General features: G+C 29.7%; 15 protein-coding genes. 9 read left to right on the plus strand and 6 right to left on the minus strand.

Going from position 1 to position 13,524, the window contains the following annotated elements; all coding sequences use genetic code 11:
• The first annotated feature begins 23 nt into the window (after positions 1-23).
• Both ACTT9X_RS01800 and ACTT9X_RS01805 read left to right on the plus strand, forming a co-directional pair.
• On the plus strand, positions 24-491 hold the full coding sequence (locus ACTT9X_RS01800; protein WP_440933985.1) for a TspO/MBR family protein: 468 nt from the start codon (positions 24-26) through the stop codon (positions 489-491).
• 2 nt (positions 492-493) lie between these two features.
• Positions 494-1,597 (plus strand): NAD(P)/FAD-dependent oxidoreductase, encoded by a 1,104-nt coding sequence (locus ACTT9X_RS01805; RefSeq protein WP_440933986.1) that lies wholly within the window; start codon positions 494-496, stop codon positions 1,595-1,597.
• Between the two features lies 1 nt (position 1,598).
• On the opposite strand, the gene ACTT9X_RS01810 is transcribed toward ACTT9X_RS01805, so the two are convergent.
• The 4 genes from ACTT9X_RS01810 to ACTT9X_RS01825 all read right to left on the minus strand — a co-directional run bounded on the left by ACTT9X_RS01810 (position 1,599) and on the right by ACTT9X_RS01825 (position 5,237).
• On the minus strand, positions 1,599-3,047 hold the full coding sequence (locus tag ACTT9X_RS01810; RefSeq protein ID WP_440933987.1) for a protein adenylyltransferase SelO: 1,449 nt from the start codon (positions 3,045-3,047) through the stop codon (positions 1,599-1,601).
• Between the two features lie 50 nt (positions 3,048-3,097).
• On the minus strand, positions 3,098-4,297 hold the full coding sequence (locus tag ACTT9X_RS01815) for an NAD-dependent formate dehydrogenase (RefSeq protein ID WP_440933988.1): 1,200 nt from the start codon (positions 4,295-4,297) through the stop codon (positions 3,098-3,100).
• A gap of 79 nt (positions 4,298-4,376) precedes the next feature.
• Positions 4,377-4,835, minus strand: coding sequence for an HPP family protein (locus ACTT9X_RS01820; protein ID WP_440933989.1), 459 nt, complete (start codon positions 4,833-4,835; stop codon positions 4,377-4,379).
• On the minus strand, positions 4,836-5,237 hold the full coding sequence (locus tag ACTT9X_RS01825) for an iron-sulfur cluster assembly scaffold protein (RefSeq protein WP_440933990.1): 402 nt from the start codon (positions 5,235-5,237) through the stop codon (positions 4,836-4,838). It abuts the gene before it with no gap.
• 35 nt (positions 5,238-5,272) lie between these two features.
• On the opposite strand from ACTT9X_RS01825, the gene ACTT9X_RS01830 reads away from it, so the two are divergent.
• Genes ACTT9X_RS01830 through ACTT9X_RS01845 form a run of 4 tightly spaced genes read left to right on the plus strand, consistent with a single transcriptional unit; the run spans position 5,273 to position 9,818 of the window.
• A complete protein-coding gene (locus tag ACTT9X_RS01830) occupies positions 5,273-6,523 on the plus strand; it encodes a molybdopterin molybdotransferase MoeA (protein WP_440933991.1) in 1,251 nt (416 codons plus the stop codon).
• A gap of 49 nt (positions 6,524-6,572) precedes the next feature.
• Positions 6,573-7,478 carry a DMT family transporter gene (locus tag ACTT9X_RS01835; RefSeq protein ID WP_440933992.1) on the plus strand — a complete coding sequence of 302 codons (906 nt, stop codon included), beginning with the start codon at positions 6,573-6,575 and terminating at the stop codon, positions 7,476-7,478.
• A gap of 1 nt (position 7,479) precedes the next feature.
• Positions 7,480-8,697, plus strand: a complete 1,218-nt coding sequence (locus ACTT9X_RS01840; RefSeq protein WP_440933993.1) for an aminopeptidase P family protein — start codon at positions 7,480-7,482, stop codon at positions 8,695-8,697.
• Between the two features lie 5 nt (positions 8,698-8,702).
• Complete coding sequence (locus ACTT9X_RS01845) at positions 8,703-9,818, plus strand: serine/threonine protein kinase (protein ID WP_440933994.1); 1,116 nt, start codon at positions 8,703-8,705, stop codon at positions 9,816-9,818.
• A 17-nt stretch (positions 9,819-9,835) separates the two neighbouring features.
• On the opposite strand, the gene ACTT9X_RS01850 is transcribed toward ACTT9X_RS01845, so the two are convergent.
• Together ACTT9X_RS01850 and ACTT9X_RS01855 are read right to left on the minus strand one after the other, a co-directional pair.
• Positions 9,836-10,063, minus strand: a complete 228-nt coding sequence (locus ACTT9X_RS01850; protein WP_440933995.1) for a hypothetical protein — start codon at positions 10,061-10,063, stop codon at positions 9,836-9,838.
• An 11-nt stretch (positions 10,064-10,074) separates the two neighbouring features.
• Complete coding sequence (locus ACTT9X_RS01855; RefSeq protein ID WP_440933996.1) at positions 10,075-10,542, minus strand: hypothetical protein; 468 nt, start codon at positions 10,540-10,542, stop codon at positions 10,075-10,077.
• Between the two features lie 99 nt (positions 10,543-10,641).
• Between ACTT9X_RS01855 and ACTT9X_RS01860 the strand changes: the two genes are divergently transcribed.
• The 3 genes from ACTT9X_RS01860 to ACTT9X_RS01870 are packed head-to-tail and all read left to right on the plus strand — an operon-like array spanning position 10,642 to position 13,519.
• Entirely contained in the window at positions 10,642-12,069 is a 1,428-nt protein-coding gene (locus ACTT9X_RS01860; protein ID WP_440933997.1) for a CRTAC1 family protein, read from the plus strand.
• A gap of 7 nt (positions 12,070-12,076) precedes the next feature.
• Positions 12,077-12,769 carry a hypothetical protein gene (locus ACTT9X_RS01865; protein WP_440933998.1) on the plus strand — a complete coding sequence of 231 codons (693 nt, stop codon included), beginning with the start codon at positions 12,077-12,079 and terminating at the stop codon, positions 12,767-12,769.
• 12 nt (positions 12,770-12,781) lie between these two features.
• Entirely contained in the window at positions 12,782-13,519 is a 738-nt protein-coding gene (locus ACTT9X_RS01870) for a CDP-alcohol phosphatidyltransferase family protein (RefSeq protein ID WP_440933999.1), read from the plus strand.
• Positions 13,520-13,524: the final 5 nt, after the last annotated feature.

Here is a 13,524-nt window from a genome sequence, read left to right on the forward strand (position 1 = left end):
TTTTTGTTATGTATATATTTATCATGCTTAAAAATAAATTTTTAACATTTCTATCGTTTCTTGCTATTACATTCTCTGCCTCATTGATTGGAGGGTTAGCTACTATTAAATTTAAAGAACCTTGGTACTCACTACTAAATAAACCAACATTTAATCCACCAGATTGGATATTTGGTCCTGTTTGGACATCTCTTTATCTAATGATGACCGTCGCTATATGGCTTTATTGGCATTCAAATTATAGTGATAGGAATACAGTTTATATTTATTTTATTCATTTAGTTTTCAATACAACTTGGAGTGTAGTTTTCTTTGTTTTTCATAATATGGCCTTGGCTTTATTAGTATTAATCATTCTAATAGCACTGATAATTAACCTAATTTTAAGGTTTAAACGCGTCAAGATGTTGAGCGCCTACTTAATGATTCCATATTTACTTTGGTGTAGCTTTGCACTAATTCTGAATACAGGCTTGATTATATTAAATTAGATATGGACGATGTTGTAGTAATTGGCGGTGGAATAATTGGGGCAGCAACAGCCTATTTTTTATCTAAAGAGGGAAGAAAAGTAAAAGTTATTGAAAGGGATCCTACTTATAAAACAGCTTCATTTCCATTATCCCTAGGTGGATTTCGTAGACAATTTTTCCAAAAAGAAAATATTCTGTTAGGAAAATTTGCAAGAGAATTTATTTTTCAAATACCAGAATTATTAAAAACAGAAAAAAATCCTAACCCTACAGCTAGTATGGTAACAAATGGATATCTTTTAATGTTTGGACCCGAACATGCTGAAGAGCAATATAGAGCATTAGAAAATCATAAAGATTGTGACGCAGGAACAAAAAATATTAAAGGCTCAGAATTATCTAAAGTTTTTCCTTATGTTAATAGTGAGGGAATTGAAACAGCAACTTATACAGATAACCAAAGTGAAGGATGGATTGATCCATTTATGTTTCATAGTGCCCTAAAGAGCAAAGCTATAGAGCTTGGAGCTGAATTTATTAAAGGTGAAGTAAAAAGCATTTCTGAAATTAATGCTAAAACAATTGTTTCTGCTGCAGGGTGTTGGACAAAAGAATTATTAGAGGATATACCAGTTGTTCCACAAAAGCATACAGTTTTCAGAGTTAAATGCCCAACATATATAAAAGAGATGCCTCTAAGCGGAGACTTAACCACAGGTGTTTACTGGAGACCAGAAGGAGGAGAATATTTAGCAGGATCACCTATATCCGTATTTGATGCTGAAGATTTAGAACCAGCTTGGAATGATTTTGAGGAGTTAGTTTGGCCAGCTCTAGCTAAGAGAATACCTGCCTTTGAAGAATTAAAGTTAACTGGTGGATGGGCAGGTTATTATGATTGTAATAGATTAGATAATAATGCAGTCGTTGGTAAACATCCAAAATATGAGAATGTCTACATGGCTTCTGGATTTACCGGTCGAGGATTAATGCAGGCACCAGGTATTGGTAGAGCCTTAACTGAGCTTATTACAACAGGAGCATACCAAACAATTGATATAAGTGATTTTGCAGTTGAAAGAGTTTTAGGCAAATCAGCTAGGCCAGAGCCCTACGTCCTATAATTTAAGTTCCACAAAAAGTTTGATATTTTTCATTGCTCAATGGAGCAGGCGCTTGATATTCTTCAATATTATTCTGATTATCATAAGGTTTTTTTAAAATAGCTAATAACTTTTTCATTTTATCTAAATTTCCTTTGTCTGCTTCAGCTAAAGCTTCCTCTACTTTATGATTTCTAGGAATAACTGTTGGATTGTTTATTTTCATAAGTTTACCTTGTTTTTCCTTAGTTGAATTATTTAATTTAGATCTTTTTTTCCATTCTTTTTTCCAATTGATAAAATCATTATTTTTGTAGATTTCATTAGAATTGATATCCATTAAATTACAGAAAGTATTTGTATAATCTGCTTTATTTTTTTCCATCCAATACAATAAATCAATAATTAATTTTTTGTCTTTATAGTCCTCACCAAATAAACCAAGTTTATTTTTCATCATCTTTAACCATTTATCCTCATAAATATTTTGGAAATTATCTATTAAATCAGTAGCTAATTTTATTGCATAGTCCTCACTTTTATCAATTAAAGGGACTATGCACTCAGCAAATCTTGCTAAATTCCATTTGGTGATTGGTGGTTGATTAGAAAAAGCATATCTTCCAAATTTATCTATTGAGCTAAATACAGTTTTTGGATCATAATGATCCATGAAGGCACAAGGTCCATAATCTATAGTTTCACCAGATATTGACATATTGTCAGTATTCATTACACCATGAATAAATCCAACCCTCATCCAGTCTACTACTAGGCTGCATTGTCTTTCTATTACTAAATTCAATAAATCATAAGCTTTAAACTTAGATGAGGTTAATTGAGGGTAATGCCTTTGAATTGTATAGTCTACAAGTGTATTTAAATTTTCAATATTTTGAGTTGCCGCAATATATTGAAAAGTTCCTACCCTTATATGACTAGATGCTACTCTAGTCAAAATAGCACCGTCTAAAAGATTTTCTCTTACAACTTTTTCTCCAGTTTTAACAACCGCAAGGCTTCTTGTTGTTGGAATTTTTAATGCATGTATAGCTTCACTAATTAAGTATTCTCTTAACATTGGTGCTAAAGCTGCACGTCCATCACCTTCTCTAGAAAAGGAGGTCCTTCCAGAACCCTTAAACTGAATATCATAACGATTTTTTTTATTATCTAAATGCTCTCCTAGCAAAACTGCTCTACCATCTCCTAGCATAGTGAAATGACCAAATTGATGACCTGCATATGCTTGAGCTAAAGTTATAGTTTCTTTTGGCAAATCATTTCCAGAAAAAATATTTGATAATTCCTCATTATTTAAACGAGAAAAATCTAAATTTAAATCTTTAGCAAGTTGATGATTAAATATTATTATTTCTGGTTTATGAACAGGAGTAGGTTTTATTAACTCCCTAAATGACTTAGAAAGTTTTGAATAAGTATTATCAAATTTCCAATTAACTTTATTCATAAAAAAAGCGATTTATACGAATATAAACCGCTTTTTTTTTTAAATTAAATTTATTTTTTCTTATATTTTGCAGCTTCTTCTGAGCCGCTTGTAGCAGATCCTTTACTATAAGAGTGAGCACCCATACCTGCTAATTGCCCATTCTGAACAATTAAGTATTGGTTTCTTATCTCTCTACCTTCAAAGAAACACTCTAATATTTCCCTTACACCATCAGCATATCTTGCTTGAGCTGATAAAGAGGTTCCAGATGTATGAGGAGTCATACCATGATGAGGCATGCTTCTCCAAATATGATCATTTGGTGCTGGTTGTGGGAACCACACATCACCAGCATAACCACTTAACTGACCACTTTCTAGAGCTTTGGCAATCGCTTCTCGATTACAAATTTTACCTCTAGCAGTGTTGACTATGTAAGCTCCTTTTTTCATTTTACTTATCATAGCTTCATCAAACAGATTTTCTGTTTCAGGGTGAAGTGGGCAGTTGATAGTTACCACATCACAAACTTTTACCATTGACTCAACAGATTCATGAAAAGTAAGATTTAATTCTTTCTCAACACTTTCAGGAAGTCTATGTCTATCAAAATAATGTAAATGTACATCGAATGGTTTCATTTTTCTTAAAGCATCCAAACCAATTCTACCAGCTGCAACTGTTCCAATATGCATACCCTCTACATCATATGATCTTTGAACTGCATCTGCAATATTCCATCCACCTTCGTTAACAATTCTATGTTGATTATGATAATCTCTTACCATAGATACAATCATCATAACAATATGTTCAGCAACAGATCTTGAGTTACAGAAAGTAACTTCTACAACATCAATTTTGTGATCCATTGCAGCTTGTAAGTCAACATGGTCTGAACCAATACCTGCAGTAATTGCCATTTTAAGATTTTTTGCTTTTTCTATTTTTTCTTTTGTTAAATAGTATGGAAAAAACGGTTGAGAGATTACTATATCTGCATCAACAATATGTTTGTCTGCTTCACATCCATCACCATCTTTACTATTTGTTACAATTAATTCATGTCCGTTACTCTCTAAAAATTTTCTCAGACCCAATTCACCAGAAACACAACCAAGTAATTCTCCAGGTGTAAAATCCCTTCCCTTAGGAGATGGTAGTGTCATTCCATCTGGATACTTCTCTAGTTTTGGAAGATCCGAAAGTGGATAAGTTTCAGGCATACCGCCCTTAGGATCATCATATAATACACATAGTATTTTCATTAATACTCCTTTAATTAAACTATTTTAATAAAATCAGGGATATCTAACACACTAATCGAGTTGCTAGCAAATAAATAATTTAACTTGGATATTTTTTCTTCAAGATTAGGCGATTTAGAATTATTGCAAAAATTATTATTATTATTGATCCTGAAATGACTGGACTTAGTAAGTATTCGATAGAAACGCCGCCAATAATAACAATTATTGGGTTTCCTCCTGCTGGAGGATGAGTAACATTAAATAGTATCATTAAACCAACTCCAAAACCAACGGCAAGTGGAATTATTATAAATAAAGGTAGTGGAATAAAGTGTAAGAAAAACAGTCCAACAATAGCAGTTAAAAGATGCCCAAAGAAAACATTTTTAGGTTGAGCAAACGGACTTTCTGGATAACCAAAAAGCAATACCATTGACGAACCAAATGAAGCAATTAAAAATATACCAAAATCTGTTTTGTAAGTTAGTAAAGTTAAAATCCCAATAGTAATTATTGAGAATATTCCACCAAAGATTGATTGTTTTAAATTTCCCACTTATATTTTAGATACTATTTTTTCTAACGCATTAAAAGGTAAAAGAATACATTGTTTTCTAGATGCGTTTTTTTGACTTAATAATTTAGTTAAAAATCTCCATTCTTTCTTCAAATTATTCTTATTTCCATCAAAATAAGCGTTAGCATAGTCACATAAATCTTTAATTTTTATTGTTTCAAAATTTACTAATTTATTAGACAAAATACTCGCAGTTGCTTGACAATAAATACAGGATTTACCCTGATAACCAAAATCAGTTAATTTTTTATTATTTATTACTAATTTAATGTGTATCTCATCACCACATAATGGATTTTTTGATTTAGAATAATGAGTGTAATTTTTTATATCTTTAAAATTCTTAGTATTTGATGCAATTTTTAATATTTCTAAATTCATAAAAATTTTCTATGTTAAATGTATAATATTTATAAATGAAATCATATAACGAAGCACTTAAAATTTTAAAAAAATCAAAAATAAAAATTTCTAATGAAATAATTAAAAGTATGAGTGGATTAAATAGGGTCAGCTCATCTAATATTTATGCAAAAAATAATTATCCTTCTGAGAATAATTCTTCACTAGATGGTTTTGCTATTAAATTAAATTTCACCAAAGGTATTTCACATAAAAAATACAAAAAATTTAAAATTATAGGATCTATTTCAGCTGGATCAGAACCATATAGAAAAATTTTAAAAAAAAACGAAGCTATAGAAATTATGACTGGAGGCATTATGCCAAATGGTAGTAATTCAATAATACCTATCGAAGACTGCACTATACTTAAAGACGGAAAACAAAGATATATTCTAATCAAAAAAGCCTATAAAAAATTCGCAAATGTGAGATTGAAAGGATCTGACTACAAATTCAAAGATCTTGTTATTAAGAAAAATACTTTAATAAACTCTAGTCACATTAAGGCTTTAAAAGTACTTGGTATTGAAAAAATTAAAGTAAAAAAAAAAATAAATGTTGTTTATTTTTCATCTGGCAATGAAATTTCAGAAAAAAACCAAATTAGTAAGTGGAAAATAAGAAACTCAAATCATTATTATTTAAAAAGCTTAAATAATAGCTTTTTATTTAATTTTAAAAATTTAGGAATTTTAAGAGATAATGATGAAGATAAATTTCATAAGAAACTATTAAAAATTTTCATGTCCAAAACTAACATAATAATTACCTCAGGAGCAGTTTCAAAAGGTAAATTTGATTTTATTCCAAAAGTAATAAATAAATTAAAACTATCTCACTCATTTAAAAATGTTTCAATAAGACCAGGGAAACCAATATTATTTGCAAAATTTAAAGGTAAATCAAAAGTAATATTTGGTTTACCTGGAAACCCAATTTCCACCGCAGCATGTTTTAGATTTTTTGTGTTTCCATATATACAGAACATTCTAGGTTTAAATTCTGAAAAGTCGATTAAAGCTAAATTAAAAAATAATTTTATAAAAAAAAAGATGTTTACTAGATTTGTTAAAAGCAAACTAAGCACAACTAAAAATGGAAAATTAGAAGTTGAAATTTTAGAAGGACAGGAATCTTTTAGGATTAAATCATTTGTAGATTCTAATATTTGGGTTTTGTTGCCAACTGGCAAAGCAAAATTTAAAAAGGGAGAGATAGTAGATTGTTTTTTCCCCAACCACTACAACCAAACTTTAATTTAGAAACGTATTTTTGTTGTAGAAAAATCTTTTTAGAATTAGATTTCTGAATATGTTAGAGTTGAGAAATCCAAAAATTGCTATTCCAGTAGTTCTCTTTGCAGGTCTATTATGGTCTTTTGGTCCACTAGTTGTCCGATATATGGATAATCCTCAATTTGTGCCTTGGCAGTATATTTTTGGAAGAGGTTTAACAATTTTTATTTTATTAAATCTTTATTTATTTTTTGAGGAGGGAAAAAATTTTTATAAAAACTATTATAAAATAGGTTTATCTGGAGTAATCGGTGGATCTGGATTGGGGATCGCTATGATTACATTTATTTATTCAATTACAAATACTAGTGCTGCAGTTACATTACTTTGTTTAGCAGCAATGCCTTTTTTTACAGCATTATTGGCATTTTTATTTTTGAGAGAAAAAATTTCTCTCAATGTGTGGATATCAATAATAATTGCAACAGTTGGTATTATTATTATGGCACTTGGAAGTACTGGTGAAAAACCATTAATTGGTTTTTTATTTGGTTTAACTTCTTCAATTGGTTTCTCGATTTTTTCTGTAACGCTAAGATGGAGAAAAGAAACACCAAAATTCACAACCGTAGCTTTTGCAGGTTTCTTTTGTTTTGTGTTTGCAACAATTATGATTATATCAAACAACTTAGTTTTTTTTTCGTCTAGCTATAATGGAGCTTTGTTTTCTTTGCATGGGACGCTAGTTTGTTTTGGTTTAATTTTATATTCAATTGGATCTAAAGCAATACCAGCGGCAGAATTGACTTTATTATCTTTAACTGAAGTTGTAGGTGGAATTTTTTGGGTTTGGTTACCATTATTTGGTATTAATGAAGTGCCATCCACAAATACTATAATTGGTGGTTTTTTTCTTTTTGTATCTATATTTTATTACAGTTTAATAATTAGATGGAACAAAAGATATATTGCTTTAAATTAATATGGAACGGCCAGATTTTTTTGAACTTAAAAACGGTGAAAAAGTAAAATTACCATTTACTGATAAAGAATATAACGATCGAGTAAGGAAACTTAGATCAGTGATGGACCAAAGTGGTCTTAATATGGTTATCTTAACCTCAATGCATAACGTTGCATATTACACAGGTTTTATTTATTGTTCTTTTGGTAGACCATACGGATGTGTGATAACTCAAAGTAAAATTTCAACAATTTCAGCTAATATTGATGCAAGTCAACCTTGGCGTAGATCTCATTGTGATAACGTAATTTATACTGATTGGAAAAGGGATAATTTTTTAAGAGCAATTGTTTCAATTATTGGAAGAGATGAACCTCCAAAAAATATTGGAATAGAAAATGATCATGTCACGTTAGATATGCGAGAAAAAATAGGTTCTATTTTTACTTTCTCTGTTTTTAGTGATGTTTCAAAAGATCTTATGAAACTTAGAATGATTAAATCGAATGAAGAAATTGAGATCATCAAAAATGGTGCAAGAATTGCAGACATTGGTGGTGAAGAAATAGTTAAAAATATTAGAGAAGATAATACAGAGATCGAAGTAGCAATTGCAGCAAGAGATAGAATGGAAAGAGAGATTGTTAAAAGTTATCCAGGGGCAGAGTACATGGACACTTGGGTATGGTTTCAATCTGGTATCAACACAGATGGAGCTCACAATCCGAAGACTAATAGAAAATTAGTTAAAGGAGATATTTTATCTTTAAATACTTTTCCAATGATCTCAGGATACTACACTGCGCTAGAGCGAACTTTATTTTTAGATCATGCTAATGATGAATCACTTAAAGCATGGGAAGCAAACGTAAAAGTACATAAGCGAGGATTAGAATTGATTAAACCAGGTGTTAAATGTTCAGATATTTGTCATGAGTTAAATGAATTGTTTGCTGAACTTGGTTACCTTCATTATAGAACTTTTGGTTATGGACATTCATTTGGTATGCTTTCTCACTTTTATGGAAGAGAAGCAGGTTTAGAATTAAGAGAAGACATTGATACCATTCTTGAGGAAAACATGGTGGTTTCTATGGAACCAATGATAATGATTCCAGAGGGTAATCCTGGTGCAGGTGGATATAGAGAACACGATATTTTGGTGATTGGTAAAGATGGAGTAGAAAATATTACAAAATTCCCTTTCGGCCCTGAGCATAATATTATAAAAAACTAATCCTTATGAATGAGAATAAAACTATTGTTAATAGTTGGAATGAGTGGGATCCGTTAAAACATGTAATTGTTGGTAGAGCAGATGGCACATGTATACCAGCGCCTGAACCAGCATTAGATGCAAAAGTTCCAGAAGACAGTGATATGCGAGGTCAGTTTGGACCAAGAACCAAAGATACTGTCGATAAAGCAAATGAATTATTAGATAACTTTTCAAATATTCTTGAAAAAAGAGGCATTAAAGTTGATCGACCAACAGCAATAGATTTTAATCAAAAAACATCCACTCCAGATTGGGAAGCTGAAACAATGTTTGGCTGCATGCCTCCAAGAGATGTTTTGTTAACAGTAGGCAACGAAATTTTAGAAGCAACAATGAGTTACCGATGTCGTTGGTTTGAATATTTATGTTACCGACCACTTTTAAAAGATTATTATAATCAAGATCCTAATATGAGACACGAGTCTGCTCCAAAACCAAGACTCACTGATGCAGATTACAGAAAAGATTATTTATCAGATAAAATTGGTGTTCAAAAAAGATTAGAGTGGACTGAGAAAAAATATTTCGTAACTACTGAAGAAGAGCCATTGTTTGATGCAGCAGATGTATTGAGATTTGGAAAAGATTTAGTTGTTCAGCATGGATTTACAACAAATTTAAAAGGAATAGATTGGCTTAAAAGACATTATAAAGATCACAGAGTTCATGCTGTTAACTTCCCAGGTGATCCTTACCCAATTCATATTGATGCAACTTTTACACCAATAAAGGAGGGTTTAATTATTAATAATCCACAAAGAAGACTTCCTAAAGAACAACGAAAATTATTTGAGGATAATGGTTGGGAAATAGTGGACAGTGCACAACCAGCGCATAACGAACCACCACCGTTATGTTATTCATCAACATGGCTATCAATGAATGTTTTAGTATTAGATCCTAAGACTGTATGTGTAGAAAAAAGTGAAATTTATCAAGCTGAACAATTGGATAAATTAGGAATGGAAGTTATACCAGTTGAACTTAGAGATGCATATGCTTTTGGAGGAGGCCTTCATTGCTGTACAGCTGATGTTTATCGAGAAGGCGATTTAAAAGATTATTTTCCAAAGCAATAATTTATTTGAAAATAAGATTAACCTGGATTTTGTTTTAAAAATTCAATGTATTTAATTACATCATCGTATTTTTCATCAGGAATATCTTTATAGCTAGCATTGAATTTGCTTTTCACACAAATAGCAACATGAGCATATGGGTTTCTTCCTTTTGGGTGATTTGGGTGATCAGGTAATTGACCCACCAAATAATCGCCAGCTTCCTGAATAATTTTCCAGAGTTTACTTGCGTTTTCTTTATTCATGCTAATAAATTTTATCTAAAAAATAAACTTTTTCTAATATCTATAATTTCTCTGATCTTTTTTTCTTTAATAGCATTCCAAGAAACAAATAGAGTACACAATTGATACAATGCAAATATCTCATTTTTTTCATTTTGGGATAAATCACTATCTGCCTCTACATAGTCTTCAAAATGAGAAATATTATTTCTTGCACATTTTAAATAATATTTACAAGCATCTGTTACTGTAGCAGTTGACCACCAGTTTGCGTCTCTGAAAAAATTAGATATTTCTTGATAGAAAGAACTTGATTCAGAAATAAGCAAATCCTTTTGAACATTTTCTGAAAACTGATCTAATTCAAATTGAATTAAAGCTAATATCTTTTTTTCACTACTTCTCTTAACATGTAGTTCAATTACATTTTTATATAACATGGAATTAATTTTATTCCAATTATTGAAAAAATCGTTTGGTGCTTTGTTTAGATCGCTCACGTTTAATAATATCTTAAAATTTTTATTGAAATTACACTAAATTAACTATGCCAATATTAACAGTTTTAATTTTTAATTTTTAGTCTAGTTGGAAATTAAATGAAAAAATTATTTATATTTTTATTAATATTTTTGAATATTGTTAATTATTCAAAGTCAGAAGATTTCTTTGAAGATATAACTTACCAAATATTAGAAAATCAACCTAGATTAAGTTATGGTGTGTCCGTTTCAGATGTAAACAACGATGGAAATTTTGAATTTATTGTAACTGGATTTGGATTTAATAATTTAGCATTAGCTCATAAAAAGGGTGTTTTGTTCAATTCAATTAACCAAAGTATATTTATAGACAAAAATCGTAAAACTATAGGAGTAGCATCGTGTGATATTGATCAGGATGGTTATGAGGAAATATATTTTTTAAATACAGACACTTACAGTGGAAACAAAAGATATTCAGACAGATTATTGGATTTTGATGGAAATAAATTTTTTGATTTATTTGAATTAGAAATAAACCAGGAAAATTTAAATCTTACAGCAGGTAGATCAGTTGTATGTGTAGATAGAAATGGAAATGGAGCTTATGGGATATATGTTGCAAATTATGGAGGGCCTACAAGATTTTATGAAAAAGATGGAAATGAAATAATAGACAAAGCTTCAGAGCTAGGTATTGATAAAATTACTGGAGGTAGAGCGGTTATTTCAGGTAATATTTTATCTGGAAGATCCGACATTTTTGCTGCGAATGAAAGAGGGGAGAATTTTTTATATTATAATAATAATGGAAATTTTGTTGAACTAGCAAAAGATTATGCTGTTGATGATATCTTTCAAAACGGTCGTGGAACTGCGCTAAGTGATATTTATTATAGAGGTAGATTAGATATATTAACTTCAAATTGGGAAGGACCTCATCGAGCATTTGTTTTAAAAAATAATAAGTTTGTAGATATAGCTGACAAACAATTTAGCGCCCCATCGAGAATTAGAACAGTAATCTCTGCTGATTTTGATAATGATGGTTATGACGAAGTATTCATGAATAATATTGGCGAGCCAAATAAATTATTTAAAATTTTAGATAATGGTGAGTTCAAAGAAATAAATATTGGAAATGCTTTAGAAACTAATGGATTAGGAACAGGAGCTGCAGTAGCCGATATAGACGGTGATGGAATACTTGAGCTTTTAATATCTCATGGAGAATCTGGTTATCAGCCTTTAACTTTATATAAGGCAAATTCAAAAAAAAATAATTTCTTAAGGATTAAGCCAATTAATATGCACGGTGCTCCAGCAAGAGGTGCTACTGTAACTCTTGTATCAAATTTAAGAACTCATTCTAAAACAATAGATTCAGGCTCAGGATACTTGTGTCAAATGGAGCCAGTGGCACATTACGGAATTCGAAAAAATGAGAGAAATATTAAGATTATTGTTACTTGGACAAATGGAGAAAAAAACACTTTTGAAATAAATGAATTAAATAAAACATTGGAAATTAAACAAAATGATTAATGTTTTTATGAAAAAATTTTTTTTTATAATATTTACTGTATTTTTAGTTTTTTCTTATAACTCAAGTTTAGAAGCGCAAGAAAGAAATTATTATCAAGAATTAGTAAATGAGTGGAGTAAAATATTTCCAGATAGAAATAGAAACGCTGCTGGTCCAAAATTTTTTAAACATATATTAAATAAAGACATTACTTATCAAGAATTTGTAGAGTTTAATAAACTTTATTGTGCTGTATCTGGTTCTTTAATAGATCCTAACGCCGAGCCTGAAAAGGTATATTTACAAGAAGTCAACACAAATAAAAAAATTTGTGGGGATTATTACAGATGCTGTATTCCATGTTCTTGTGATGTAATGAAATATTCAAAAGTTGATAAAATGAAATATAAATTTAAAGATGTAGAAAAAGACTTTTATGTTTTAACCATTAAAAACCCGTGTGGTAAAAAAAATTTTCCTAATCAAGTAAATAGAGATTATTTTTGCGATGGTGTAAGTATATCTAAAGATCAAGTTGTAGAACTAAATAATAGGCTGGTTATTGGATTATTCCATCAAGCTAAATCTTGTGATAAATCCGAAATTATCAAAATAGATAATCATCAGGTGACTGGTTTATTTTGTGAATTTAGAAACAATACGCCTGATGAACAATTGCAAAGTGGGATGGGAGATATTTTTATAAAATTGGCAAGATAAATTTAGAAAAAAATGAGTAAAGAAAAAAATATTAAAACCTATGAACTTTTTAAACAAGATAGATTTCTTGGTATTCTTGTTCACTTATTGACTGGATTAGGAATTGTTGCTGGTTTTTTTGCTTTAATTGCTGTTATGAATAATAACCAAAAAGCGGCTTTTCTTTGGCTTGGGTTTGCATTTTTAATAGACAGTGTTGATGGAACTTTAGCTAGAAAATTTAATGTGAAAAAAAATTTACCACATATTGATGGTAAAATGCTGGATAGTATAATTGATTTTTTTAACTATGTTATAATACCATCAGTAATGATTTATTGGTTTAGGTATGTACCAGACCAGTTTATTTTATTAATTCCTGTAATTTTGATTTTTATTTCTATTTATTCTTATGTGAATTTGAATATTTTAACAAATGATAATTACTATAATGGTTTTCCAGCAATTTGGAATGTAATCGTACTTTATTTTTATATTTTTGGCACCAGCCAAAATTTTAACTTAGTATTTTTAATTTTATTAATATTATTAAAATTTTCTCCTTTAAAATGCATTCATCCTTTAAGAGTTAAAAAATTTAAAAGTTTATCAATTATTTTTGCAATATTTTGGTTCATTACTTCAATTTTGTTAATTTTAATAAAGGATTTAAACATAAACCCAGTATATGAGGTTTTCTTAATGTTTTTATGGGTTGTTTCAAATATTTATTTTATATCAGTAAGCATATTTAAAACATTTAAAAATTAATTAAT

It is taken from the genome of Candidatus Pelagibacter sp. (assembly GCF_052049855.1).
Classification (GTDB): Bacteria; Pseudomonadota; Alphaproteobacteria; order Pelagibacterales; family Pelagibacteraceae; genus Pelagibacter.

Excerpts from the sequence above, each read along its gene's own strand:
- ACTT9X_RS01800 (WP_440933985.1), top strand. The coding sequence starts at position 24 with ATGCTTAAAAATAAATTTTTAACATTTCTATCGTTTCTTGCTATTACA.
- ACTT9X_RS01805 (WP_440933986.1), top strand. The coding sequence starts at position 494 with ATGGACGATGTTGTAGTAATTGGCGGTGGAATAATTGGGGCAGCAACA.
- ACTT9X_RS01810 (WP_440933987.1), bottom strand. The coding sequence starts at position 3,047 with ATGAATAAAGTTAATTGGAAATTTGATAATACTTATTCAAAACTTTCT.
- ACTT9X_RS01815 (WP_440933988.1), bottom strand. The coding sequence starts at position 4,297 with ATGAAAATACTATGTGTATTATATGATGATCCTAAGGGCGGTATGCCT.
- ACTT9X_RS01825 (WP_440933990.1), bottom strand. The coding sequence starts at position 5,237 with ATGAATTTAGAAATATTAAAAATTGCATCAAATACTAAGAATTTTAAA.
- ACTT9X_RS01830 (WP_440933991.1), top strand. The coding sequence starts at position 5,273 with ATGAAATCATATAACGAAGCACTTAAAATTTTAAAAAAATCAAAAATA.
- ACTT9X_RS01835 (WP_440933992.1), top strand. The coding sequence starts at position 6,573 with ATGTTAGAGTTGAGAAATCCAAAAATTGCTATTCCAGTAGTTCTCTTT.
- ACTT9X_RS01840 (WP_440933993.1), top strand. The coding sequence starts at position 7,480 with ATGGAACGGCCAGATTTTTTTGAACTTAAAAACGGTGAAAAAGTAAAA.
- ACTT9X_RS01845 (WP_440933994.1), top strand. The coding sequence starts at position 8,703 with ATGAATGAGAATAAAACTATTGTTAATAGTTGGAATGAGTGGGATCCG.
- ACTT9X_RS01850 (WP_440933995.1), bottom strand. The coding sequence starts at position 10,063 with ATGAATAAAGAAAACGCAAGTAAACTCTGGAAAATTATTCAGGAAGCT.
- ACTT9X_RS01860 (WP_440933997.1), top strand. The coding sequence starts at position 10,642 with ATGAAAAAATTATTTATATTTTTATTAATATTTTTGAATATTGTTAAT.
- ACTT9X_RS01865 (WP_440933998.1), top strand. The coding sequence starts at position 12,077 with ATGAAAAAATTTTTTTTTATAATATTTACTGTATTTTTAGTTTTTTCT.
- ACTT9X_RS01870 (WP_440933999.1), top strand. The coding sequence starts at position 12,782 with ATGAGTAAAGAAAAAAATATTAAAACCTATGAACTTTTTAAACAAGAT.